At 37.9% G+C, this 24,825-nt stretch carries 30 protein-coding genes; 10 read left to right on the top strand and 20 right to left on the bottom strand.

The genetic code is table 11. The features are described 5' to 3' along the window. Positions 1 to 40: 40 nt before the first annotated feature. The 5 genes from safA to ACRPLQ_RS02670 all read right to left on the bottom strand — a co-directional run bounded on the left by safA (position 41) and on the right by ACRPLQ_RS02670 (position 4,255). Positions 41 to 664: a SafA/ExsA family spore coat assembly protein gene (gene safA / locus ACRPLQ_RS02690; RefSeq protein ID WP_074677042.1), complete on the bottom strand. Its 624-nt coding sequence runs from the start codon at positions 662 to 664 to the stop codon at positions 41 to 43. A gap of 137 nt (positions 665 to 801) precedes the next feature. Next, the gene (locus ACRPLQ_RS02685; RefSeq protein WP_028415084.1) at positions 802 to 2,166 is read right to left on the bottom strand and encodes a hemolysin family protein; all 1,365 of its coding nucleotides are present in this window, start codon (positions 2,164 to 2,166) and stop codon (positions 802 to 804) included. A gap of 613 nt (positions 2,167 to 2,779) precedes the next feature. Next, positions 2,780 to 3,010, bottom strand: a complete 231-nt coding sequence (locus ACRPLQ_RS02680) for a hypothetical protein (protein WP_016765278.1) — start codon at positions 3,008 to 3,010, stop codon at positions 2,780 to 2,782. 114 nt (positions 3,011 to 3,124) lie between these two features. Next, positions 3,125 to 3,844, bottom strand: a complete 720-nt coding sequence (locus ACRPLQ_RS02675; protein WP_028415085.1) for an NAD-dependent protein deacylase — start codon at positions 3,842 to 3,844, stop codon at positions 3,125 to 3,127. 12 nt (positions 3,845 to 3,856) lie between these two features. Beyond that, complete coding sequence (locus ACRPLQ_RS02670; RefSeq protein WP_013058676.1) at positions 3,857 to 4,255, bottom strand: universal stress protein; 399 nt, start codon at positions 4,253 to 4,255, stop codon at positions 3,857 to 3,859. 158 nt (positions 4,256 to 4,413) lie between these two features. On the opposite strand from ACRPLQ_RS02670, the gene ACRPLQ_RS02665 reads away from it, so the two are divergent. Then, positions 4,414 to 4,557 (top strand): hypothetical protein, encoded by a 144-nt coding sequence (locus tag ACRPLQ_RS02665; protein WP_013058677.1) that lies wholly within the window; start codon positions 4,414 to 4,416, stop codon positions 4,555 to 4,557. A gap of 26 nt (positions 4,558 to 4,583) precedes the next feature. Here ACRPLQ_RS02665 and pfkA read toward each other — a convergent pair whose 3' ends face one another. Next, complete coding sequence (gene pfkA, locus ACRPLQ_RS02660) at positions 4,584 to 5,543, bottom strand: 6-phosphofructokinase (RefSeq protein WP_028415086.1); 960 nt, start codon at positions 5,541 to 5,543, stop codon at positions 4,584 to 4,586. Positions 5,544 to 5,888: 345 nt separating this feature from the next. Here pfkA and ACRPLQ_RS02655 point away from each other — a divergent pair, with 345 nt between their 5' ends. Then, positions 5,889 to 6,566, top strand: a complete 678-nt coding sequence (locus ACRPLQ_RS02655; protein WP_013058679.1) for an NlpC/P60 family protein — start codon at positions 5,889 to 5,891, stop codon at positions 6,564 to 6,566. 134 nt (positions 6,567 to 6,700) lie between these two features. Next, entirely contained in the window at positions 6,701 to 7,243 is a 543-nt protein-coding gene (locus tag ACRPLQ_RS02650) for a 5' nucleotidase, NT5C type (RefSeq protein WP_028415087.1), read from the top strand. A gap of 149 nt (positions 7,244 to 7,392) precedes the next feature. On the opposite strand, the gene ACRPLQ_RS02645 is transcribed toward ACRPLQ_RS02650, so the two are convergent. The 3 genes from ACRPLQ_RS02645 to ACRPLQ_RS02635 form a co-directional block, all read right to left on the bottom strand. Continuing rightward, positions 7,393 to 7,518: a hypothetical protein gene (locus ACRPLQ_RS02645; protein ID WP_013058681.1), complete on the bottom strand. Its 126-nt coding sequence runs from the start codon at positions 7,516 to 7,518 to the stop codon at positions 7,393 to 7,395. A 586-nt stretch (positions 7,519 to 8,104) separates the two neighbouring features. Further along, positions 8,105 to 8,230 (bottom strand): hypothetical protein, encoded by a 126-nt coding sequence (locus ACRPLQ_RS02640; RefSeq protein WP_016765283.1) that lies wholly within the window; start codon positions 8,228 to 8,230, stop codon positions 8,105 to 8,107. A gap of 102 nt (positions 8,231 to 8,332) precedes the next feature. Beyond that, positions 8,333 to 8,737 carry a secondary thiamine-phosphate synthase enzyme YjbQ gene (locus tag ACRPLQ_RS02635; RefSeq protein WP_028415088.1) on the bottom strand — a complete coding sequence of 135 codons (405 nt, stop codon included), beginning with the start codon at positions 8,735 to 8,737 and terminating at the stop codon, positions 8,333 to 8,335. Positions 8,738 to 8,855: 118 nt separating this feature from the next. Here ACRPLQ_RS02635 and ACRPLQ_RS02630 point away from each other — a divergent pair, with 118 nt between their 5' ends. Genes ACRPLQ_RS02630 through ACRPLQ_RS02620 form a run of 3 tightly spaced genes read left to right on the top strand, consistent with a single transcriptional unit; the run spans position 8,856 to position 12,529 of the window. Further along, on the top strand, positions 8,856 to 10,292 hold the full coding sequence (locus ACRPLQ_RS02630; RefSeq protein WP_028415089.1) for a spore germination protein: 1,437 nt from the start codon (positions 8,856 to 8,858) through the stop codon (positions 10,290 to 10,292). A 15-nt stretch (positions 10,293 to 10,307) separates the two neighbouring features. Continuing rightward, positions 10,308 to 11,405 (top strand): GerAB/ArcD/ProY family transporter, encoded by a 1,098-nt coding sequence (locus ACRPLQ_RS02625; RefSeq protein WP_098113576.1) that lies wholly within the window; start codon positions 10,308 to 10,310, stop codon positions 11,403 to 11,405. Continuing rightward, a complete protein-coding gene (locus ACRPLQ_RS02620; protein ID WP_098113575.1) occupies positions 11,402 to 12,529 on the top strand; it encodes a Ger(x)C family spore germination protein in 1,128 nt (375 codons plus the stop codon). The genes ACRPLQ_RS02625 and ACRPLQ_RS02620 overlap by 4 nt, the downstream gene beginning before the upstream one ends. Positions 12,530 to 12,534: 5 nt before the next feature. On the opposite strand, the gene ACRPLQ_RS02615 is transcribed toward ACRPLQ_RS02620, so the two are convergent. After that, entirely contained in the window at positions 12,535 to 12,903 is a 369-nt protein-coding gene (locus tag ACRPLQ_RS02615) for a hypothetical protein (protein WP_028415092.1), read from the bottom strand. Between the two features lie 230 nt (positions 12,904 to 13,133). Between ACRPLQ_RS02615 and ACRPLQ_RS02610 the strand changes: the two genes are divergently transcribed. Next, entirely contained in the window at positions 13,134 to 13,736 is a 603-nt protein-coding gene (locus ACRPLQ_RS02610; protein WP_013058688.1) for a DUF3885 domain-containing protein, read from the top strand. A gap of 38 nt (positions 13,737 to 13,774) precedes the next feature. Here the strand turns inward: ACRPLQ_RS02610 and ACRPLQ_RS02605 are convergent, their stop codons facing one another. The 5 genes from ACRPLQ_RS02605 to ACRPLQ_RS02585 all read right to left on the bottom strand — a co-directional run bounded on the left by ACRPLQ_RS02605 (position 13,775) and on the right by ACRPLQ_RS02585 (position 17,670). Beyond that, positions 13,775 to 14,470, bottom strand: a complete 696-nt coding sequence (locus ACRPLQ_RS02605) for a hypothetical protein (protein WP_033579869.1) — start codon at positions 14,468 to 14,470, stop codon at positions 13,775 to 13,777. Beyond that, positions 14,470 to 15,339, bottom strand: coding sequence for an ABC transporter ATP-binding protein (locus ACRPLQ_RS02600; protein ID WP_028415094.1), 870 nt, complete (start codon positions 15,337 to 15,339; stop codon positions 14,470 to 14,472). Before ACRPLQ_RS02600 ends, ACRPLQ_RS02605 begins: the two co-directional genes overlap by 1 nt. Next, positions 15,336 to 15,704, bottom strand: a complete 369-nt coding sequence (locus ACRPLQ_RS02595) for a GntR family transcriptional regulator (protein WP_028415095.1) — start codon at positions 15,702 to 15,704, stop codon at positions 15,336 to 15,338. Before ACRPLQ_RS02595 ends, ACRPLQ_RS02600 begins: the two co-directional genes overlap by 4 nt. 105 nt (positions 15,705 to 15,809) lie before the next feature. After that, complete coding sequence (locus ACRPLQ_RS02590) at positions 15,810 to 16,565, bottom strand: alpha/beta family hydrolase (protein ID WP_049166054.1); 756 nt, start codon at positions 16,563 to 16,565, stop codon at positions 15,810 to 15,812. Positions 16,566 to 16,779: 214 nt separating this feature from the next. Then, positions 16,780 to 17,670, bottom strand: coding sequence for a YitT family protein (locus tag ACRPLQ_RS02585; protein WP_013058693.1), 891 nt, complete (start codon positions 17,668 to 17,670; stop codon positions 16,780 to 16,782). A gap of 260 nt (positions 17,671 to 17,930) precedes the next feature. On the opposite strand from ACRPLQ_RS02585, the gene ACRPLQ_RS02580 reads away from it, so the two are divergent. The 3 genes from ACRPLQ_RS02580 to ACRPLQ_RS02570 all read left to right on the top strand — a co-directional run bounded on the left by ACRPLQ_RS02580 (position 17,931) and on the right by ACRPLQ_RS02570 (position 20,307). Next, positions 17,931 to 18,740 carry a DUF4397 domain-containing protein gene (locus ACRPLQ_RS02580; RefSeq protein WP_432235656.1) on the top strand — a complete coding sequence of 270 codons (810 nt, stop codon included), beginning with the start codon at positions 17,931 to 17,933 and terminating at the stop codon, positions 18,738 to 18,740. Continuing rightward, positions 18,737 to 19,360: a class F sortase gene (locus ACRPLQ_RS02575; RefSeq protein ID WP_028415098.1), complete on the top strand. Its 624-nt coding sequence runs from the start codon at positions 18,737 to 18,739 to the stop codon at positions 19,358 to 19,360. The genes ACRPLQ_RS02580 and ACRPLQ_RS02575 overlap by 4 nt, the downstream gene beginning before the upstream one ends. Before the next feature lie 128 nt (positions 19,361 to 19,488). Then, positions 19,489 to 20,307: a glycerophosphodiester phosphodiesterase family protein gene (locus ACRPLQ_RS02570; RefSeq protein ID WP_155010511.1), complete on the top strand. Its 819-nt coding sequence runs from the start codon at positions 19,489 to 19,491 to the stop codon at positions 20,305 to 20,307. Between the two features lie 27 nt (positions 20,308 to 20,334). On the opposite strand, the gene ACRPLQ_RS02565 is transcribed toward ACRPLQ_RS02570, so the two are convergent. From ACRPLQ_RS02565 to yidC, 5 genes are all read right to left on the bottom strand, one after another. After that, on the bottom strand, positions 20,335 to 21,021 hold the full coding sequence (locus ACRPLQ_RS02565; RefSeq protein ID WP_028415100.1) for a hypothetical protein: 687 nt from the start codon (positions 21,019 to 21,021) through the stop codon (positions 20,335 to 20,337). Position 21,022: 1 nt separating this feature from the next. After that, positions 21,023 to 21,865, bottom strand: a complete 843-nt coding sequence (locus ACRPLQ_RS02560) for an ATP-binding cassette domain-containing protein (protein WP_033579865.1) — start codon at positions 21,863 to 21,865, stop codon at positions 21,023 to 21,025. Positions 21,866 to 21,984: 119 nt separating this feature from the next. After that, positions 21,985 to 22,494 (bottom strand): GNAT family N-acetyltransferase, encoded by a 510-nt coding sequence (locus tag ACRPLQ_RS02555; protein ID WP_098999613.1) that lies wholly within the window; start codon positions 22,492 to 22,494, stop codon positions 21,985 to 21,987. A 35-nt stretch (positions 22,495 to 22,529) separates the two neighbouring features. Next, a complete protein-coding gene (locus tag ACRPLQ_RS02550; protein ID WP_224980521.1) occupies positions 22,530 to 23,735 on the bottom strand; it encodes a TolB family protein in 1,206 nt (401 codons plus the stop codon). 101 nt (positions 23,736 to 23,836) lie between these two features. Next, positions 23,837 to 24,655: a membrane protein insertase YidC gene (gene yidC / locus ACRPLQ_RS02545; protein ID WP_014458568.1), complete on the bottom strand. Its 819-nt coding sequence runs from the start codon at positions 24,653 to 24,655 to the stop codon at positions 23,837 to 23,839. Positions 24,656 to 24,825 lie beyond the last annotated feature (170 nt).

The following is a 24,825-nucleotide window of genomic DNA, read 5'->3' as shown; positions in this document are numbered from 1 at the left end:
AAAAAGCTGACTTAGTAGTCAGCTTTTTTTCCTTTCTTCTTTAGTTTGAAATGAACATTTGAGTCCAGTAATGACCGTAGCTTCCGCCTTTAGCGTAACCTACTCCGATTTCGGTAAATTGACTTGATAGTATGTTTTTACGGTGACCTTCGCTATTCATCCATGCGTTAACCACTTCTTTTGGAGTTGCTTGTCCAGCAGCGATATTTTCACCTGCTGTACTGTATGTAATGCCAAATTTTTTCATCATGTCGAACGGACTTCCATACGTAGGCGATGTATGACTGAAATAATTTTTATCAATCATATCCTGCGATTTATAGCGAGCCACGCGAGCTACTTCCCAATTAGACTTTAAAGGCTTAAGCCCTACTTTAGCACGTTCTTGATTCACTAGCTGAACCACTTGCTCTTCGTATGAACTTCCCGCTTTATCTGTTGGTATGGTAATTTTTTGTCCCGGATAGATCGAATTAGGATTTTTAATAGCAGAATTCGCTTCAATCAGCTCGGAAACGCCCACCTGATATTTTACTGCTATTTTCCACATCGTATCTCCCGATTGAACGGTATGTACGGTTGCTGCTTGCGCAGTGTTATTAAGACCAAAAGCTAGAGTGACAGACAACAATGTTACTAATAAAAGTTTTGATAGAGTTTTCATACTTTTATTAAAGCAAATTGATTTCAAGATTCATAGCGGTAATATTATCCCATAGTTCCATCATATGACTTTGTCATCTTCCCTCCACACTTTCTTTTAAAAAAAGACGCACTGCTCTTTCGCAATGCGCCTTCTTATTATGAAGATAAAGCCTGTGACTGGTTCATGTCCGACACATTAACCGCTTCATCCGTACTTTGATGTACCTGACGTTTTTTAATCACATCAATATATTGAATGTGATGGCCTTCCATTTTCGTAACGGTAAAATCATACTGATCAAAGCTAAGGCTTTCTCCTTGTTTGACGTCATATTTTTCCGTTAAGACCCAGCCTCCAATTGTATCAACATCCGTATCATCAATTGTCGTGCCAAGCAGCTCGTTAAGCTCACTTACTAATAATTTTCCATCTACAATATAATGATCGGGTTTGACTTTCTGAATTAATGGAAGTTCATCCGCATCAAATTCATCACGAATTTCACCGACAATTTCTTCTAAAATATCCTCTACTGTTACAATCCCTGCTGTTCCACCGTATTCATCAATTAAAATAGCCATATGGATGCGTTCACGCTGCATCTTAAGCAATAAATCATGAATAGGAATCGATTCAATTACTTCAATAACAGGACGGATATACTGTTTTAAATCTATTTTTTCCTTGCTGTTGTTCATGACAATCTCGGTTAAAATTTCTTTCATATTGACCATTCCAATAATATGGTCTTTATCTCCATCGATGACCGGATAGCGGGTAAACCGTTCTTCTTGGACCATCTCAAGGATGTATTCGACCGTATCTTCCTGGTCAATTGAAACGACTTCCGTACGCGGCACCATAATCTCCTTGGCAACGCGATCATCAAAGTCAAAAATTTTACTTACATATTTAAACTCCGATTGATTGATTTCACCGCTTTTATAGCTTTCTGATAACAAGATGCGAAGCTCTTCTTCACTGTGTGCAAGCTCATTTTCTGAAGCAGGCTTTAGACCAAATAACCCTGTTATTAAACGAGAAGAACTGTTTAATAGCCAAATGAAAGGATAGGTTACTTTATAAAAGAGTATAAGCGGACGAACAAATAATAAAGTGACTTTCTCTGCTTTTTGAATTGCAAATGTTTTCGGAGCAAGCTCTCCGACCACAACATTTATAAATGTAACAACCGCAAAAGAAATCGCAACAGATAGTACTTTTGTTAACGCTCCGCTTATCCCTAGTTGATCAAGTAATGGTGACAGGAGATGCGAAAGTGTAGGCTCTCCTAACCAACCAATTCCCAGCGCAGTAATCGTAATACCAAGCTGGCACGCAGATAAGTATTCATCTAAATTTGAAATAACTTGCTTCGCAGCTTTTGCATTGCTGCTCCCTTCTGCTATAAGCTGATCCACTTTGGAACTCCTCACGCGAATAATCGCAAACTCGGTAGCAACGAAAAAAGCAGTTAATGCAATCAGTACCGCTAGTAAAATCAAGTTAAATATGTCCAATCAAGTTCCTTAGCTCGTTTAAAAACGAGTAAGGACTCACCTCCTAAAAAATAAAAAATTTGGATAAAGAACTCTATCCCTGTACTGATCACTTGGAAAAGTGCATATAAGGAGGAATCACATGATAAATGTATAAACATTTTTATATGGAGCAAAACTGCCAGCCTTTCTTCCTTATCTCACGTTTCACTCGTTAATCTAGCAGGTCATTCTTTATTCAGCTGTTCTAGATGTGAAGCAATGGCTCACATCGCTTCATTTCATGATGTTGCTTCAGCGCTGATTCTCTCTCCCAATTCATTTATAAAAAATTTAGTAGTTTACAATCTTTATAAAGTTAAAGTCTGTTAACGCCTTAAAAGAGCGATTATGTGATAAAGAGCGATATGCGTGAAGCAAATGTAGGTTTGTATAATACTGTATTGTACGCTTTGACACTGGTGCATATAATGCTACTTCGCCAACGTGGTACACTGCCCCATCCAATCACCTCTATTTCCGTATATCTAAAAAGATTTAGGAATAATTATCCTATTTCTTTTTAAACTTATTGACTTTATTTTAAATGTTAAAAACTTTGCAGTCAAACGTTTTAGTTAGTCTCCTGCCCTTGCTATTTACTGGTGCGGCGATTTTTAGCAGGCAAATAAAAGCTTGCTGCTACACAAAAAAAACCAAGGACAAAACAGATAATGGGGAGTTTCATACCTATCGCTTCAGCATAATAAGTGAGACTCCTTCCGTGAATAGGGACAAGATTCATTTCAAAAATCAAAGTCAAAACAGCTGTCACTTTGAGTGCAATACCAACAATGAAAAGACAAACTCTCAGGCCTCCACTCATATGCAAAAACATCCCTTCTATCCATTAGCGAATGGATGATGTACTACACCATATGATACATCCCTACACTTTATCACTAAATGCTAAAAAAGCGCTATGTCCATGCATAGACGCTTATAAATTTGCAACCACTTGTCCAATGGAATCATAGATAACCAAATCAAACAAATAATCGTAATGCGTAGGTTCTTTATTAATGATCACCATATTTGTACGATTGTACCGGCTCACAAGCAGCGGAATCTGATTAATCGGTGCTACTTCAAGCGATGAACCAAGCACGATGAATAAATCAGATGACAGCGCTGCTGTAACTGCTTCATCGAACTGATGAATGGCATCTCCAAAGAGAACAACATTTGGCTTTAAAAGGCGCTCACACGCTGTACATTGTGGGAGAGCTGACTGATTTAAATACGCTAAGTCATACTCTTTTTTACACCTCGGACAATGAGCTCTCTTAATGGACCCATGAATTTCAAAAACGTTCGTGCTTCCTGCATCTTGGTGCAGCCCATCGATATTTTGCGTAATCACATGCACGGTTTTGGCGTCTTCTAGTTCAGCAATAAAGCGATGGCCCGTATTTGCTTTATAATGATGCAGCATTTTAATATGAAAAATTTCTTTAAACAGCGGCCAAAATTCATGAGGATACTGTTCATAGAAGTCAGCAGCTACTATGTCCACAAAGCTTTTGTTTTGGCGATATAAGCCATTTTGAGAGCGAAAGTCAGGTATGCCCGACTCTGTGCTCATTCCTGCTCCCGTAAAAAAACAAATGTGTTTAGCATCATCAATGAGCTGTTTTAATTCTTTGTACTGGTTTGACATTGCATTTCTCTCCTATTTAACAATTAGCACAGGAATTGTTACTTGCTGTGCTATCTTAGAACTAACGCTTCCAAGCAGCATGCCTTTTACAGGATTTAACCCTCTGCTTCCTATTACTACAAGGTCAAATGAATTTTGATTAGCAAATTGAATCACTGTTTTAGCCGCGTCTCCGTGCATAAAGGTGATCTCATACTCCACGTTTCCTTGCTTTAAAATTTCATCCGTTGTATGTATCCGACTTTCCCGTTCCTCGTCGCGGCTAAGTGATTTTAATCTTGAATCACCTTCTACTGCATAAATAACTTGAATAAAACTGTTTTCCGTAAGCTGAGCCAGCTGAACGGCTTTTTCTGTTGCTTTAGCTGCATGCTCTGAGCCATCTGAGGCAAGTAAAATTCGTTTAAACATCACGCTTCCTCTCCTCTTTTATAAAATGGTCTTCTCTCTTTACTATATCACTCGCTGTTCAAATGTAATCATTTTTTTGATTATTTCTATAATTTTTAAAATTATTTGTCTACTTTTATGATAAACTGAAAGAAAACGTGTACAGAGGGGATGAACCAATGTTTGGTTTTGAATTAATTTGCACTTTTTGCAAAGGGCTCGGAAAGCTAGCTGTTATTCCTGGTATCGGTTACATGAAAACATGCAAACACTGTGAAGGGACAGGGATGCAGTCAAAAAAAGACGAAACTCCTTCAATATAAGAAGTTTCGCCTCAGCAACACTGTGATTAGATTGAAAGCTCTTTAGATAAACGGTACATATCAGCATTGATATGGTGAGGTTCACCTAAAATTTCCATAATATCATAATCTACAATTTCATTTTTACGGATACCGATTGCACGGCCGCCTTTACCTTCTAGTAAAAGTTCGACTGCACGACCGCCGAAACGGCTTCCTAGCACACGATCTTGAGCAGTTGGGGAACCACCGCGCTGAATGTGTCCTAATACTGTTACACGCGTTTCAATACCTGCAGCTTCATGAAGCTGTTTCGCTACTTCATTACCATTAGCTACACCTTCAGCTACCACGATAATGCTGTGCTTTTTACCGCGCTCTTGTCCTTTTCTCAAACGATCAACCATTTCTTGGAACTCATCTTTTGCTTCTGGGATAAGGATTGTTTCCGCACCGCCAGCAAGACCTGACCAAAGAGCAATGTCTCCTGCATTACGACCCATAACTTCAATAATAAACGTACGCTCATGAGAAGTCGCCGTATCACGGATTTTATCAATTGCATCGATAACCGTATGAAGAGCCGTATCAAATCCTAGTGTAAAATCTGTTCCTGGAATGTCGTTATCAATTGTTCCTGGAATACCGATACAAGGGAAACCAAGCTCTGTTAGTTTTACAGCTCCCATATATGATCCGTCTCCACCGATAACTACTAAGCCTTCAATACCGTGCTTCTTAAGGTTTTCAATACCTTTTAAACGCCCTTCTTCTGTTTTGAATTCTGGACATCTTGCAGAATAAAGCATCGTTCCGCCGCGTTGAATGATGTCACCAACATCTCCAACTTCTAGCTTTTTAATATTTCCTTCTATTAATCCTTGATATCCTTGGAAGATACCATAAACTTCCATACCTTCATGAATTGCTTTACGCACAACAGCACGAACCGCAGGATTCATACCTGGAGAATCTCCGCCGCTTGTTAATACACCTATTCTTTTCATTACTTTCACCTCATCAAAGTCACATATATGACTACTATATTATAGTTCTACATTTTACCCGAGTTCGAACTTTTTGTGTAGTAATTCACAACATATTTCTTTGTTAAATTTTAAATGTACATACTTTTTCATATCTTTTAGTTATTTACCGTCAAATATTCAAAGTTTTTCTAGCAATATTACACATCTAAAGAACCCTTTTAATTACAGCTTTTATAAGACTATATTCACCTTTATATTTCATTTTTTTCATATATGTAATGAAATTGTAACGTAGAACACTGTCGAAAGATGATATGATGAATTTACTCAAATCAGGAAAAATTTTCAGGGGGTACTAGTTTTATGAAAAAAGTAATAGCAGCTCTTACGCTTGCTGGCGTTATTGTTTCTACTAGCCCGATTGTCAGCCAAGCGGCTCTAGGCGACCAAACGCTTCGCCAAGGCATGAATCACCAAGATGTTAAACAACTACAACAAACGTTGAAAAATAAAGGTTATTTTAAAGGGAATACGACTACATACTTTGGGACTGTTACAACTTCTGCTGTAAAATCATTTCAGCGCAAAAATGGACTAGCAGCAGATGGTATTGTCGGAAAAGGAACGTACGCTAAACTAGGCGTTTCAGCAAAGGGCAAATCGTCTTCTAGCTCAGCGCGCTATAACCCTAACGCAGTGATTAACAAAGGAAAACAGTACATGGGCGTTCGCTATCGCTGGGGCGGAACAACGCCAAGCGGCTTTGACTGCAGCGGTTTTATTGGCTATGCGTTCAAACATGGCGGCGGGGTTCAGCTTCCTCGAACAGTAGCTCAAATTTACCAAAAAGGAACGCGCGTCTCAAGTCCAAAAGCTGGAGATATTGTGTTCTTCCAAACCTATACAAAAGGGCCTTCCCATGCAGGAATTTATTTAGGAAACAACCAGTTTCTTCACTGTTCTTCATCTAAAGGTGTGAGCATCTCTTCTCTAAAAGAGAGCTATTGGAGCAAACGCTATTTAGGTGCTAAAAGAATGTAGTTTCGATAAAAAGGGCAAGCTGTGCGATTTTGATGCGGCTTGCTCTTTTTCTGCATGTAAAAGATTTGGTATAGTAGAAGCAGCGCATTACAAAACCAAGCGTGTAGATGAATACTGTAAAGGAAGTTGAATAAATGCACACCCTTTTAATTGACATGGATTCTGTCATTTGTGATCTTATGACGGATTGGCATAACCAATATAACAAAGATTATTGCGACAGCTTATCGGTTGAAAAGTTAAAATGCTGGGAATCAGAAAAGTATGTAAAGCCGGAATGCGGCACAAAGATTTATGACTACCTCGATCAGCCGGGGCTTTTTTTACATTTACAACCTCTGCCTCATGCTGTTGAGGTTCTTAAACGACTTTATGAAAGGTTTTCCATTTTAATTGTCACAAGCAGCCGTACCTATGCTTATACAGAAAAAGAGCAGTGGGTTGAAAAACACCTTCCGTTTATCGGAAAGTACAATATCGTGTTTACACACCAAAAAGATAAAATATACGGAGACTTGCTATTTGATGATGCACCGCATAATTTGAAGGCTTTTCAAGCTACAGGTCGCCATGCTGTTGCCATGAGCTACCCATACAACGAAGAAGTAAATGTCCCTCGCGTGGACGATTGGCTTCAGTTTGAACAGTACGTAAATACTTATTTCAACGAATGTTAATCAAAAAAACACGTAGACTTTGTCATCAGAGAATGAATGCAGTGCGTTTGTGAGCACAGCTATAAGCATAAAAAAACCGCCTTTTGGGCGGTTTTTGACGGATAGCCCCCTAAGGGTTATCCGCTTTTTATTTAAAAAAGATATCGTTTTTAGTACTTATCAGCTGATGAAAAAAAGTCCATAATGGCATGGATAATTTCAACGGACTGAAAAGAAAACAATGATATGGCTGTTAATGAAAAGAAACCAATCATGGCCATACGTACAAGTAACATAGACTAATCGCCTCCCTGTTTTGAACTAAATGAACGCACCCAAAACAATTCGCTATCTGTCTTTGTTTGTACGACGTTTTCGCCAAGCAAAGGCAGCTCATTCACTGCGTGTAACAATGACAATGAATCTTCATCTTTCTCTTAAAGACTAAGCGTATAGTTAGTATATCAAATGAAACTTTTTCTTCAAGGCTATACTAGCGGTAAAAAAGGAAATAGTATGAAACGATGCGTTTTATCTTTACTTCATACAATTCAGTACCCTAATATTTATTATATTAAACCTTTTAGAAAAATTGCTACTATAATATCTTTTTTATAAAAAAGATATTAAGACCTAACTAAATTATTCCAATCCAAAGACGAACAAACGAGATAAATAATCTCAACTGCTTGTTACGTTGCTGTTGATTTCCTTGTAAGACTTCGCTTTCCCCAGGCGGCTGATGAGCCTCCTCGTCTACATACATAAAATCTACGTTCACTATATCAATGAAAAAATCCGAATGCGTTGGATTCTCCAGCAAGAATCAAACGCGTTCGGATCTTCCTTCAACTAAAATAATTTTGCCCCAGATTCTTCACATTATCGACACGTACTGTAATACTCATTAACAATGTCTAAAATAGTTGGGTATTCTTCCACCCATGTAAAGTTTGTTTTTTCGTTTTCTTTTTTTACTGTTTCTTGTTCTGCACCGATCTTTTCCATTATTCAATCTCTCCCTTTAACTGTTATATAACATTTATATTAACTAAACTTTGTTTTATAACAACTTTAAAAAGAAAGTTGGACAATGAGTATGAAAAAAAGTTATTGCAGGGATAAAATTTTCACATAATACGTACGGTTCCTCGGTCCATCAAACTCACAAAAATAAATTCCTTGCCACGTTCCTAGCAGCAGCTGCCCATCGTGAATGATTATATGCTGAGAGGGGCCGACCGTGCTCGCTTTGAGATGTGCCGCCGTATTTCCTTCCATATGAAGATCTAACTTATGTTCCCAAGGATATACTTCATCGAAGCGTCGGATCATATCCGTTTTTACATCGGGATCCGCATTTTCATTAATTGTTATACCAGCGGTTGTATGAGGACAGTAAACAACTACAGCCCCTTCTTTTAATCCTTCTGTTCTTATTACTGCTTGTACATGACTCGTAACGTCGATCATTTCGTCACGCTTATTCGTTTTTAACGTAAATGAATGTAGCATACCATCACCTCTTTTCTTTACCATAACATATCTTTTCTATTCTTCCACATTTTTCGCATAACTCGTTTTTACATCGTAAACACTAAGCTCATTAATACAACAGGCGGTGAGTTTATTTATGCTTGATTCAAAATTTCAGCCCAATGCAGACTACACCGTTCAAACGTTTCTAGATTTGGTGGGTCAAAATACAGATGTTGGTTCCAAAAAATTATGGCTGTCCCCCACAAAATATATATGCATTATTTATCTCCAAGGATTAGTCGACGGAGAAAAACTTGATAATCTCACTCAGCATATTGTTGAGACCAAAGCAAAAAGTGAAACGCAAACACTCGATGACATCGATTCGTTTATTTCTGTCATTAAAGACAAAGAAGTTTATACATACAAGCAAGCGATCTCGTGTTTTTTTAAAGGTCAGCCCTTGCTGTTCATTAGCGAAAGCACCACGGCATATTCGCTGAATATGTCTATGACCAAACAGCGCTCTTTAAGTGAACCTACAACAGAAAAAGTAGTGCGTGGCCCTAAAATTGCGCTTATCGAAAACTTAGATGAAAACCTTGGTCTTTTAAGGCAGCGTTCTACCGAAGAAGAAATGGTTATTGAAGACATTTACATTGGAAATACAAAGGAACATCGAACAAGTATCGTTTTTCATAATAAACACTGTCAAACTCACATCGTGAATCAAGTCCGAGAGAAATTATTAGACATTCCTTTAGATAACATTCAAGACTCAGGAATGATTGAAGAATTTTTAGAAGAAGCACCCTACTCACCGTTCCCTCAAGTGCAAAATACAGAAAGACCGGATCGCGTTCTCGCTGCGGTGAATGAAGGGCGAGTAGCCATTTTAGTAGATGGCTCTCCTTTTGCTCTTTTAGTACCTACAACTTTCGATATGATTATGAAATCACCCGATGATTATTACGAAAGATGGATAGCGGGTTCGTTGCTGAGATTACTAAGGTACTTGTCTATTTTTATTACCCTATTCTTTTCAGCTATTTATATTTCACTCGTTTCGTTTAACCAAGGTCTGCTTCCGACGGAGCTAGCTATCACTATTGCGGCTACACGAGAAAACGTTCCTTTTTCTCCTTTTATCGAAGCAGTGGTCATGGAAGTGACGCTTGAATTATTGCGCGAAGCCGGGCTGCGTCTCCCTACTCCTGTCGGACAAACAGTTGGACTTGTAGGAGGGGTTGTGATTGGTCAAGCAGCGGTGGAAGCCCATATCGTTAGCTCCGTTATGATTATTGTTGTATCCGTATCGGCAATTGCGTCCTTTACCGTTCCTCAGTATGGAATTGGCCTTTCGTTTCGAATTTTGCGTTTCGTATCTATGATGATTGCAGCAATCTTTGGATTATACGGAGTTACCATGTTTTTCCTTGTTCTTGTCATTCATCTAACTAAGCTCGAAAGTTTTGGTATAGCCTACTTTAAACCGTTTTTTGCGTTAAATAAAAAAGCGTGGAAAGACTCTTATGTTCGTCTTCCAAACAAAAGCCTAAAACAGTCTAAAAATAAATCAAAACAAAACTAACAAAAGGAGGACCATATGCAACAATCACAATCAAGCAAGCTTCTTTCAGATTTTTACGCCATTTCAATTATTTCTTCAACTATGCTTGGCGTCGGTTTATTAACACTGCCAAGCAGTATTACAAACCAGACAAATAATGCAGACGGATGGATTGTACTGATTATGGACGGTCTTTTGTTTATTGGAATTGTTCTTTTTTTAGTCTGGATGGTTAAGTATTTTACAATTAGCTGTATGTTTGATTTTACACAGGAAGTAACCGGCAAGATAATTGGAAATATCTTCAACTTTGCTATGGTCGTTTATTTTACATCTGTAGCAAGCTTTGAAGTAAGAGCTATGGCAGAAATGATTCATTTTTATTTACTGGAAACGATGCCCATTGAATTAATTATTCTTTCGTTTATTTTGACAGGCGTTTATTTAATCACGGGAGGTATTGATTCTATTGGAAAAGTAATGGCACTATGTTTTCCTGTAACGGTCATCATTCTTCTTACCTTATACGCTCTTAGCATCGGTATGGTGGATTTAAAAAACTTGCAGCCTGTATTAGCTGACGGATTCAGCCCGCTTCTTGCTGCCTTTACAACCGTCTCTGTTTCTTTTTTAGGGATTGAAACCATTGTCTTTCTTCCGAAGCATATGAAAAATAAAAATCACTTACGAAAAGTTTCGATCATCGGATTTTCTATTCCTTTACTTTTGTATATTATCACTTACGTATTAGTTGTAGGCGCTTTATCCGTTCCGGAGGTAAAAACAACCGTTTGGCCTACGATTGAATTTGTTCAGACGCATGAAGTAAAAGGAATTTTCTTTGAGAGGCTTGAATTATTTTTACTTATTGTCTGGCTTCTTCAGTTTTTTTTAACTTTTGTAATGTATTTCTTTTTGGCTGTTTCAGGATTTAAAAAGATTTTCAAAAACCGGTCAACTACCAATATTATCTTTCTTGTGCCCATTTTATTTATGAGCTCGTTAGCCCCCAAAACAGCAAGCGACGTGTCCCATTTTTCAACGGTATTAGGCTGGGCATTTTTAGTGACATTTTTAGTTATCCCTCTTTTTTTCAGCACGTTAATGAAAATAAAAAAGGTTGTGTTCAAATGACGAAAAAATGTCTTCCTGTCATGATGACCGTTTTTTTATTATGCGGCTGTATGAGCCATCGGAATATTGAACAACTTGCTCTTGTTATAGGAGTGGCAATGGATATTACACCAAAAATCGAACCAAAAACAGGAAAAAATCAGCTTGTGCTGACTCATCAAACGTTAACCGAAACGGAATCCGGAAATATGTCTTCTTCCATTCCATACAAAAACATTACAACAGCCGGCCCTACCATTCATGAAATCACACGAAATATTTCGCTGAAATCTGACCCTATATACAGCCAGCATCAGCGAGCACTTTTAATAGGAGAAAAAGCGAGCAAGACAATCCCTCTTGATGCGCTTATCAATCAGTTTGTACGTGATAATGAAATACGGCGCAGCAGCCTTGCGTTTGTTACAAAAGGAGACGCTAAAAACGTTTTAACGATTCAAGGAATGTCTGTGCCTCCAGTCAACTTAATTTACGAGCTTGTTTACAATAAATTCAAAACGAATAAAATTCTAAATCCCTTAACCATGGGAGAGCTATCGGCTAAGTTAAAAACAGATCAAAGCTTTTTAATACAGCGGCTTTCTAAAATAAAAAACAGCGTTGAAATAGACGGCGCGGCAATCATAAAAGATAAAAAAGCAAAATTCACCTTAACTCAGCACCAAGTGGAGGCTTTAACGTGGTTAACGGGGAATATTAAAGGCGGAATTATTTACGGCAAACACGGTCCATACCCCTTTTCCTATGAAATTGGAGATGTTCAGCAAGATGTGAAGGCCCGCATTGATTCAAATCACTCCCTTCATTTTGACATCAACGTTCAAACAAGCGGCAGGCTATCAGAAGATTGGGAGACTTCAAAACAGGCTCTTGCCGCCTCTAATGTAAAGAACACCGAGAAAAAAATAGAAAAAATTATTCGAAAAGACGCAGAAAAAACACTTCGCTTATTACAAAATAATTACAAAGCTGATGTGCTTGACCTGCATAATTACGTACGAATTCATCATCCTCATTTTTGGAAAAAACATCAGCATGAATGGGATGAAATATTTAGCCAGTCGACCATCGACTATCATGTCGATGTTCAAATTAAAGATTTTGGTACACAGGGCAGAGATTAGTCTTATTACTCAACGCCAGCTTCAGTCAGCTCTTTTTTCTTTAGTTCCATAATCGTGAACTTATCGGTATAGTTTTTGCTGATGAACAGCTGGCGTTCATCATCGTTATTAAAATAAAACTTTTTATCGTCCTGATATTGAAAATTCACTTTTTTCTTTTTCATTTGTTTAATAAACGTTAAATAGTCATTTGAATGAATGAGGTACCTCTTAGGCTTATCAGATATTTGAACAACATCTTCACCTGAAGACTTTAATTTTACAATACTCCATGCAATGGGAAGAGGATTACCTTCTTGAAAGATCGTTTTGTGAAAAATAAGCACAAAGAAAGCAGCTGTAACAATTGAAATAAGAACAAGCTGTTTTTTCACCGTCTATCACCCTTTCTTCACGTCGTTACTACGTTAAGTAATACGACAGGCGTATGAAAAAACCTGTTCATCCGCAAAGGTTGTGTAAAGAAATAATGCAAAATCAACAAAATATAACAGTTTGGTTACCTTTTGATTAAATAACATTACTTCTTTACAAATTTAGCTAATCACGTGATAGACTAAATTCAACATATTAAGTCAGGACTAAACTAAATGAGGTGTTGCGTATGACCACAATGCGGCTTCAATCATACTTAACAACAATGTTTCCAAATGTTCAAATGAAAAGACCTCTTTTTTATAACGCGCCTGCGGGTATTCGCTTTACGCTTACCAATCAAAAAGGCGTATGGGAACGAGAATACATGAAAAATGTGTACGCACGCGCTTACGAAATTTTTGAAACACTCCATGAAAAAAATGATGAGCTGCTGCTTGTTTTCAAAGCGAATGCTGCACAGGATGATTTACTTTTAAAAAAGAAAAAAGAAACAGCTATTAAAAAATTCATCCGCTCTCGCCTGAAGAAACAAGAAGTTCAATCCGTAGCATTATTAAATAACGCTGAGTATATTATTGCCTGTAAAACAAATGATGTGAAAGAAAAGCTTCTTTTGCAATCAATTGCCAACCGTGATCTTCATATTCATCCGGCTATTGAAGAAGAGTGTTACATTGTGAATTTGAATAAAGAAACCATCTTCCACCTATACGACGAGCGCGGCCTGGACATCGTATCAAACAATCAGTCTTCTCTTCAACTGCTTCAGCAAAAGTTTCACGACTGGATTCTAGATATTGATGCAGCTTGTTCAAAAAAAGTACAGTAAAAAAGCAATCATTCAGTAAAGGAATGATTGCTTTTTTATTAGGCTTGATGGACAGGAGACGCTTTTTTTAAAAACAGCCAGTTGATAAGAAAGAGTAGGAAGCTTACGATAACCATTGTTCCGAATGTAAGCAATAACGACCCGCTCGAAAAGCTTTTTATAAAATGAATAATCGGTTCTTTTGTTACTGGAATTGTGAACAGTAACACCAGAACAGCACCGCTGATCATCCCTCCTGTTTGCCCGAATTTGTAGACAATGCTGCCAAGCAAACACGCGGCTGCTGTAATAAAAAAGATAAAGACAGCGTCCGTTAAAAAGTGAACAGCGAGAGTAGGATCATGGAAGATAAAATCACTTGCATAATAAAGCTGAACATTCATTAAATTCAAACTATTAATCACCTTCATTGAAATGCTCATGATGACAACATTGATAAAAGACATTACAATTGCAAATAGAGCAAAAACACAGGTCATCGTTGAAAGATATGCTTTACGAGTAGCTCCTAACTTTAAGCAAAAGGAAAAACTTTTTCGAATGATAATAAAACTTACAATACCTGAAAAGATATACTGCGGCATACTTGTTACTAACAGAAGATGCTCATTCACCTGACTGAACACTAAAATATCTACTGCAACAAAAGCTAGCAGAATCGTCCAAAAGCGAATCATTAAATACTTTAGTTCAACGTAGAGCGAATAACTAATGGCTGCAAACTGTCCTTTCATTACGCTACACCTCCACGATTGGCTGTAAGATAAATCATAATATCCTGTATGTGAACGGCTTCTACATGAAACGAACTGTCGACAAGTTCTTCAGCATAAATATCTTCATTAAACAGCACTATTTTTTTCTCTCCCCCGAATACTTGTTCATGGATGACTTGCTTTCCTTTTTCATATTCTTCAATTTGACTTTTAGGTCCTTTCACACTTACACAGCGCTGCTGCAAATTTTCTGCTGTATCCTGAAGAATCAGCTTTCCTTTTTGCATAATAAGTACTTCTTCAAACAAATTACTTACTTCATCAATTAAGTGCGTTGAAATAATGAACGTGCGTGGATATTCTTCATATTCATCCAATAAAAGCTCATAAAAGCGGGCTCGCATCGCAGCATCAAGTCCAATATAAGGTTCATCAAAAATTGTGATGCTTGTGCGAGAAGATAACCCAACAATAATTCCTAACGCTGATTCCATACCTTTAGACAATGCTTTCACTTTCCTATTACAATCTAAATCGAACTCTTCCATAAGCCTCTCAGCAGCTTCCTGGCTCCAATAAGGATAAAAAAAGGAGGCAATTTTTAGCACGTCTTTGACTTTTAATGTTTTTTTGAAATTTCCGCTTTCGTTAATTAAGCAGATGTTTTGTAGAACAGAGCGGTTTTCAAACGGAGATTGATTTCCCACTTTTACCTCTCCTGTTGTAACTGGAATATGTCCGGCTACAATTTGCATCAGAGTCGTTTTACCCGCTCCGTTTCTACCTAGCAGTCCGTATATTTTATTTTGTGCTAGCGTAAGTGAAATATCCTTTAACACTTGCTTAGATCCGTAGCATTTATTTAACAGCTGCGCTTCTATATTCATTCTATTTCCCCCTTGTCTAACAGCTCTTTTAACTCGGTTACCGTAATTCCTAAATGCTGTGCTTCTTTTTTCAGCGGAACGATAAAACGGTTATAAAATTCTTCTTTTCTTTGTGTAAGCAACACTTCTTTGGCACCCGCACATACAAACATCCCGATCCCTCTCTTTTTATACAATATTCCGTGGTCAACTAGCTGATTAATTCCTTTAGCTGCCGTTGCAGGGTTAATGCGATACATTTTGGCAAATTCATTCGTAGACGGTACTCTTTCTTCTTCTGGAAAAGCATCATTTAAAATATTCTCTTCGATGGTTTCTTTGATTTGTTGAAAAATTGGTCGCTGATGATCTAATGATTGTTTCATTTTGACTACCTCACTTAAGTGGTTCATTACTCATGTAACTAACTATATAACTAACTGGTTATTTTTTCAAGTATTATTTCCAAAAAAAGAAAAAAAGTCCGTCAGTTAGTTACTGACGGACTTTTTCATTTGACTGTTGAACCACTTGACCGTTCTTTTTACTAGCTCATCCTGCTGCTCTTTAGGAGAAATACTGGCTTTGTTGTCGCCTTTTTGTTTCCCGTACATTCCAAACTGTGCGTGATTAGCTCCTTTTACTTGGACCAGCTCCGTATTTTTTGAAAGTAAATGCTTGGTTTCTTTAATTTTTTCAGGCGTCGACAAACCATCTTTCTCACCGGTTAAAGACAAAATAGGGTAAGTGGAGGTTGAAAAATCATTTTTATTCATCGGATACGATGCTAAAAGAACTAAGCCTTTTATTGAGTTTTGATGATCATACGCATAAGACGCTGCACTCACTCCTCCAAGGGAATGCCCTCCGATAAACCATGCGGCAATCTTCGGGTAGCTCTTCACAATATCCGTCGCTTTATTTTGACTAAAGAAGCTCATATTAAACGGAGAATCTACAACAGCAACAAGATATCCTTCATTTGCAATTTGCTGAGCATAATAGCCATATGCTAACGGCTCTACTTTAGCACCTTGATAAATAATATAGCCGGCCTTTATCTCTTTGTTCGTTTGAGGCTTAAATACGTAATAATCGTCTTTTTTCACTACTTTTTTCTCATCTACCAGTGAGTGAAGCTGTTTTGAAGGTTCATAATCAAAACCCGACCATATAACAAAAAAAGCCGCGGTTACTGCAACAAGAACGGCAAGACTGACTCCTAGTATTTTTAACGTTTTTTTCATGTCACTCCCTCTTTCTGTTTTTTTACTATGTACTCTTTTTATATCTTTTAGACATTTTACATGTTTGTTTCAAAGACATACAAGAAAAAAGAGGGGCTCAATATGCATGAAGCAGCAAAAGTAACGTAAACCATTACAAACAATCAAGCAGAGAAAGCTAAAAATTCGGCTGTAAGCTATAATAAGGGGCAGTCTCATTAGCAGACAACCTTCATTAATGAATATCTCGTTTCTTAAACCTTCCTCCCCTGACTTCAGCAATAGCTGCTACAGCAAAAAAAGCAGATGGATCTATCTCATCGATAATCGCTTTTAACTTTGCTTCTTCAAGCCTGGTAATAACACAAAAAATCACTTTTTTATCATCTCCCGTATACGCACCTTCCCCGTTTAAATACGTGACGCCTCTCCCTAAACGAGCAAGGATTGCTTCACCAATTTGTTCATATTGTTCGCTAATAATCCAAGCTGACTTGGACTCATCTAAACCTTGAATCACAATGTCAATCGTTTTAAAAGCAATGAAGTAAGCCATTAAAGAATACATAGCGCGGTCCCAGCCAAATACAAAACCGGCACTTCCCAAAATAAATAAATTAAAAAACATAATCGTCTCACCTACGGAGAACGGCGTACGCTTATTAAATAAAATAGCTAATATCTCGGTGCCGTCTAAAGAACCTCCGTATCGAATAACAATTCCTACTCCCACACCGAGAACAATTCCGCCAAACACAGTTGCTAAAAGAGGGTCGCCTGTTAAGACCGGCAAGTCGTGAAAAATAGAGGTAGCAATGGATAGAATGATAACACCTAATAGCGTAGATAGCGCAAATGTTTTTCCAATTTGCTTGTATCCAATAAAAAAGAATGGAAGATTTAATACGAAGATATAAAAGCCGATTTGAACATCCGTTAAGTGGGATAAAATAATAGATATACCTACAATTCCACCGTCAATAACCTCATTAGGGACAAGAAAAAATTCTAGCCCGACGGCCATTAAAAGGGCCCCCACTAAAATAAATAGCATACGCTTTACAATCATTTTAGCTGATAGCGAACGATGAACAACCTTTTTTATTTCATGATTCGTTTGCAGCACATAACTTCCCCTCCTTTTTGTGATAGAGACATCAATTACTAACTAAACGCTCTATTTTAATATTATCACAAAATTCAAACTATTTATCTGCTCTTTTACAAAAATTTCATCTAATGAAATAAATTATGCATATATTGGATAAAATTGTAGATGATAACAAGTGAATAAATGCCCGAGTACGTTCAAAAGTGAATGCACCCCGACCACTTTTCATACGGGATTAACAGGACAAACTTAGATTAAAAGGAGAGTAAAACGTTATGAACCGTGTAAAGATTATTGCTGCTTCTTTACTCGCAGTTTTATTGCTAGCTTTTTCAGATAATTTCACTTCTGCAGCTGTGCAGGAGGCAATGATACGAGTTGTGCATGCATCACCTGATGCACCTGAAGTAGATATATATGTGGACAATCAAAGCATCGTAGTCGGCGCATCGTTTAAAGATGTGACAGATTACCTTAAGGTACCTGCGGGGTCTCATAAAGTAGAGGTATATGCTATAGGTACAAAAGGAAAAGAAAAACCTGTCATTTCAACTAATGTAACCTTCGAAGCAAACAAAGCCTATACCCTTGCTGCTATTAACCAAGTTGCACACTTAGAATTAAAAGTAGCTCAAGATGATATGAACGTAGCTAAAGGAAAGAGTAAAATCCGAATTGCTCACTTTTCTCCAGATGCTCCCGCTGTTAATGTAGGTATTAATCACGGCCCTACTTTGTTTAAAGACACTGCTTTTAAACAAATGACAAATTATTCTGAAGTAGATGCCGGAACTTATGATTTAACCATCGCAACTAGTCAAGACAATAAAAAAATACTGGAAATTCCAAATCTTAATTTAGAAGCCAACACGGTCTACACGGTGCTCGCTATTAACAAAGCCGACAGCCTTGAAACGCTGTTATTAAAAGATAATACCGCTATGCCTTCCGAAATGCCAAAAACCGGTATGGGCGGTGCTTCAGAGGATAATTATAATTCAATTGTGCCTGTTCTTACTTTATTGGGAATTGGAGCGGTCGCTATATTTGTTGTTCGTCGTCACAGAGGATACGAAAGCGAATGAAATGGATAGGAGGGGTTTTCACCTTTTCTTTTATACTATTCATGAGCAGCTGGTTTGCCCAATCAGCATTTGCAAATAGCTCGACGGATTTTGTTGTGAAGATGGCTGAAACAAAATCGGCTCAATCCTTGAAATCTTCAGGGACCGCTTCTACACCTCTTCCATCTCAGCTTATTATTCCGAAGCTTCATATCAAGGCTTTTATAAAAGGAATGGGCCTTACTAATCAAGGTGAAATGAGCGTTCCTGATAATGGTCATGATGTAGCATGGTTTAAGCTTGGAGCAAGACCCGGAGAGGAAGGAAATGCGGTCATTGCAGGACATGTTGATGACCAAAAAGGACCCGCTATCTTCTATCATCTCGACAAGCTCACAAAAGGAGATGAAATTTTTGTAACCGATCAGCAAGGTCAGCAGCTGGCCTTTGTTGTTACCAATAAAGCTTCTTACCCCCGAGAGTCTGCTCCTATCAGAGAGATTTTCGGTCCAACTTTTCAACACCAGCTTAATTTAATCACCTGTACGGGAACATTTGATCATAAACAGAAAACTCATGAGCGCAGACTCGTTATTTATACAAGCCTCCGCCCGGAAAAAACAGCCGATGTTTCTCACTAAACATCGGCCTTTATTACTTTTAATTACACACTGGTTCGTTTTATTTAAATATTTACACAGCCTTAATATGAACACAACATCTCGCTGGTAAACTAATGCACGACCCCTCAATAAAAAGGAGTTTTGATATGAGACGAAAATGGTGGTTTGTAAGCTCACTCACTTTTTGTTTATGCGGTATTTTTATGTTTATACATACGCAGGCAGCTTCTACTCAAGCAGAAAAAGTAGCCATTATTGCTCATCGAGGCGCATCAGGATATGAGCCAGAGCATACGATGCAATCTTATCTCACGGCCGTCCAGCAAAAAGCGGATTACATTGAACTTGATCTTCACATGTCTAAAGATCAGCAGCTTGTAGCCATTCATGACTACAAAGTTGACCGCACGACAAATGGAACAGGATATGTAAAACAGTATACAGTGAAGCAGCTTCAGCGTTTGAACGCAGGAAAAGGTCCTAAAAAAGCCGTCATTCCAACTTTAGAAGAAATATTCCGTAAGTTTGGCAATCGAACAAACTATTATATTGAAACAAAATCTCCTCATGAATATCCAGGTATGGAAAAAGAATTGTTAACGCTGATGGCTAAGTACAACATTCATACCAATCACGTCATTGTACAATCATTTAGTCCTGAAAGCTTAAAAACCGTCCATCGATACCGACCTACTATGAAACTAATTCAACTGATTCGTTCCAAGCAAACCAATATGTTAACAGATCAGCAGTTCAGACAAATTAAAACATACGCGAACGGCATCGGTCCTAACGCAAGCACGCTGACAAAACCATATGTACAAAAAGCTCGCTCGTATGATTTAGACGTCCACCCGTATACAGTAAATGATGAAAAACAAATGAGAACACTTATCGAGTGGGGCGTAACCGGCATGTTTACTAATTACCCGGATCGTCTTTATAACGTGCTTCATAAAAAATAAACACTTGCCGCGGCAAGTGTTTATTCTTTATACATCTCTTCTATTCGCTCGCCACAAGTACAGGCTAATTAATGCTATGGCATAAAGCAAAGCCCAGCCAAACACCAAAAATTTATTTAATCCTTCGTTAATAAATTGAATGATTGCAGATACGGGCGGCAGTACATACAGCAGCAGTCCGCCTCCTTGATACGGAAATGAAACGCCTGCCGCTGCAAGCGTAATGATTAAAATAAACAGAGGTCCAAACCACGATAAGCTGCCTTCTCTTACAACATCTCTTGTAAAAACAAGACCTATGCTCATACCAAGCAAACTAAACGTCCAGTGAATAATAAACCCAAACACCATTTGCTTAGTGGATATATCCACTTCAAACATATCAAGCAGCACGGGATAGGCAATTGAAACCGCTGATAAAAATGTAAACAGCAGAACACAGCTAATAAGTTTGCTCGTAAAGTACTTATTCTTTTTCCCTACGTGAAGTTTTGTAATAACTTCTTGACTGGAATCTTCCGCGTGAAACAGCGACATTGTAAACCAAGTGGTTAGAAAAAAGAGGAAAAGCGCCGTATTAAAAAAGCTATCAAGCACCGGGTTCGGTCTATATGTATAGTTCATACACAGCGAAATAATATAAAGTGCAAGCGGCGGAATATATCGATACGATTTAATATATGTAATAAAATGATAGCGAATCAATGCACCCATCTTAAATTTCTTCCCTTTCCATATGATATAGCTTTACAACTTCACCTTGAACAGCAAGTAATTCTGCAAGAAACTCGTTTACATATTTTTTATCTATATAAAAAATCCAGTAGTTTCCGTGCTGTTCAATTTTCGTGCACTTTTCTTTTAATAAACGAAGTGGCTTATTAAGAATCACATTTGCCTCAATAACCGTTAAATGCTCAATGAGTTGAACGCGCTCATTTTTTAAAATGCGCTGTGACCCAATGGTGATAACACGATCCGCTACAGCATGTATGAGCCTTTCTTCATGACACGTAAATACAATGGTCATCCCTCGTTCTTTTAGCTTTGTAAAAATTCGTTCTACTTCTAGCTGAGCACGCGCATCTAATCCTGATAGAGGTTCATCAAGCAATAGCAGCTTAGAAGAACTCAGCAGTGCTTGCATCATGTTGACTTTTTGCTTCATTCCTTTTGAAAAAGAAACGATTTCTTCATGTCTAAACTCTACCATTTCGAAAGTTTCGAGCAGCTCTTCAATTCTAGAGCTGCGCTTTTTCTTAGACAATCCTTGAATTCGTCCCATGTGCTGCAAATAACCTGCTAGGGTAAAACGCAGCTCCTGAGGAAATTGCTCTACCACAAATCCAGGCGTACCGGTTTCTTTATCAAGGTGAATTGTTCCTTTAGTCGGTTTAGATAATCCGCCAATTAGCTTTAAAAACGTACTTTTTCCCGCCCCATTTTTTCCAACAATCGCAACAGTCTCTCCTTTATAAAGGGTCGTATGAATGTTTTCTAATACGGTATGTTTTTTGTATACTTTTGCAACATTTTTTAATTCAATCAGTTTTTCCATCCGCTGCCTCGCCTCTCCATAATCCTATATGTTAAATCATAGCATATTTATGGGGAATGTGCTTCCATCTCTATACGTTTCAGCTAAATTTTTCCCGTACAAAAAAGCCTTTGATATGATCAAAGGCTTTTTATAGACAATACCATATGCTCTTCATCAATAAATTCACCATCTACTTGAAGAGCTCTTTTTTCATACGCATAAGAAGTAAAACCGAGGCTTTTGTATAGGGCTTTTGCCCCTTCATTTTTAGCAGCGACAGCTAGGTAGATTTGCAAAACATTCGCTTTGGAAAAAGCTTGTTCAACAGCGGCTTTTAACAGCTTCTTCCCAAGACCTTTCCCCCTTGCTTCAGGGGCTACGTACATGCCCCAAATATCTCCTTTATGCTGAACTTTTAAAGGCTTTTGCTGCTGAAACCCTACAATCCCTACAAGCTGGCTTTCCATAAAAGCTCCTACTACAAATTCTGATTGGCTGCTTGGGAAATAATTTCTGATATCAGCAATTTCTTTTTCATATTCTTCTTCATAACTTAAAATAAAACTTTCGGGATGATCTTTTAAAGCACGAAGACGGAGTTCAAAGTACACGTCAGCGTCTTCTTTTGCCAACAATCGTATATTCATCTTTTCACCTTAGTTTCTTATGTTTTAATTAGCTATTAAGGACTGTACACGCTAAATACTTCATTCCACCGATACAGCTCATAATAATTTCCCGGCAGGTCTAAATCTGAAATAAGTACCTTGTCATTTTTCGTATCTTTTATGCGCGTTAAAAGATTTGCTTGTTTTCGATTTGTACGAATCCACATCGTTTGATTCGTTGCTTTATGATAAACAGGCGCGTAATCGCCTAAGCCTTTTTGCGGAAATGTGAACTGACTTTGCTTATTTGTCTTTACATTCATGCTATATAAAAAAGGCAGCGGCCTCTTTTTTTCATCATTCGACCACCCTGCTTCGGGCACACGTGAAATGATGATGTTATCTTTTTCTGTCCAAGTGAAATCCCAATCTGCGAAGCCTTTTGGCGTAAACACATGTTCTTTAAAAACGGGCATCTCTTTTAAAGTGAACTTTTTATTTTCGGTGGCAAATCTTCCTTCTCCATTAATAAATGCCAGTACTTGCTCTTCATTACTCCACTTAAACCAATTGGGTACATTAAGCATATCTCCCACCACTTGAAAAGCTTTTCCTTCTTTTGTAATGATGCACAGCTTATTTGCATCTGCAGACATCGAAGCCGTTGGAATAGCGATAAAACTAATCCATTGACCGTTAGGAGACCATTTAAAGCTGCTTGTTGTATACGCAAAAAATGAATCATTTTCTGCTGGCAGCGTCGTAAAAGCCTCTACTTTTTTCACATCTAACCCTGCATATTTGCTCACTGTATATAGCTTTACCGGTCCCCATCCCGTGGGCGCCAGCGCAGCAGCTGACGTAATTAAAAATCGATCTCCTTCCGGAAACCATGAAAACTGATCAACTCCTATGGCTACACGCTTCTTTTCATGCGTTTTAACGTTGTAATATACTAAGATTCCATTCGAAATATACGCAAGCTCCTCGGCAACCGGTGACCATTGATAATGAGTCACATCATGTTCAACAAGCAGCGGTTTTCCTTTTAACGGTGCAATCATTAAAGAATCATTTTCTGCATACGCAACTATATCTCCATGTGATGACCATTGAGGCATAGAGGCATGACGGGCATAGGATAACTGCCTTTCGGTACCGTTATCATATACCCATAGGTTTCCTTGCCGTATAAAACTGACCTTCACTGTATTGGCAGCATTTATTTGCATAGGGAACAACATAAGAAAAAGCAGACATAACGCTATTTTTTTCACCATGTTCACTCCTGTCTTTTTTTATAGCGTTACACAAATCTCCTCATCTCATCACATTTTTGAAAAAATAAAAAAGCGCAGCGGATAGCTGCGCTTTTTGTATATTATGATTTTGACTTAGATTTTGGTGATGGCTTTGTTTTAGCTTGTGCTGCATTATTGGCCGCATCTTTTTCTTTTAATAAACTCATACGTTTTTTCAAGTAGTAACCTTGTCCAATTCCGAATAAGTTACCAATTACCCAATATAGTGCAAGAGCAGATGGAAGTGAAATTCCCGCTACTAAGATGAAGATTGGCATAATGTTCATCATCATTTTCATTGGAGGTTGAATTTCATCCGTCATACTTACACGAATTTGTAAGAATGTCGTAATCGCTGCAACTACCGGTAAAATGAAGTAAGGATCTGGCTTTCCTAAACTTACCCATAAGAATGAATGCTGCGCAATTTCATGCGTTCGTGCAATGGCATTATAAAATGCGATAATAATAGGCATTTGAATAAAGATTGGCAAACATCCGCCAACCGGATTAATTTTATGCGTTTGGTAAAGCTGCATCATTTCTTTTTGCTGCTTTTGCTGTGTTTCCGGATCTTTTTTACCAGCATATTTCTTTTGAATCTTTTCCATCTCTGGACGAAGTGCTTGCATAGCCATCGTGCTCTTTTGCTGTTTTAAAATAAGTGGCAATAGAACTAAACGAATGATAACCGTCGCAATAATAATAGACAGACCATAGCTTCCGCCTGCCCACTCAGCAATTTTCGTTAATGCCATAGATAAAGGGTAAACAAAATAATGATCCCAGAATCCGCCACTTGTAGCCGTAACCGGTGTTTTTGTACTGCTACAGCCGGCTAGAGCTAAAAGAAGCGCTCCCATTAAACCAAGCAATAATAATTTTTTATTTCTTTTCATATTCTTTCCTCCTAATAATGACTAAATGTATGAAGTGTTTTTCAGAAGGAAAGGATCTTCTTCATCATTATTCTTCTCTTTAACTGGTGTTTTTCTATACACATGTATAAATACATTTCGTCTTTTCCATATCGTTAATACTGAAGGATCGATCCCTGCATTCACATGGT

This window comes from Priestia sp. TRN 1309 (assembly GCF_050846875.1).
GTDB lineage: Bacteria > Bacillota > Bacilli > Bacillales > Bacillaceae_H > Priestia > Priestia zanthoxyli.
The sequence above is the reverse complement of the archived record's forward strand: the minus strand, read 5'-3'. Positions and strand labels throughout refer to the sequence as shown.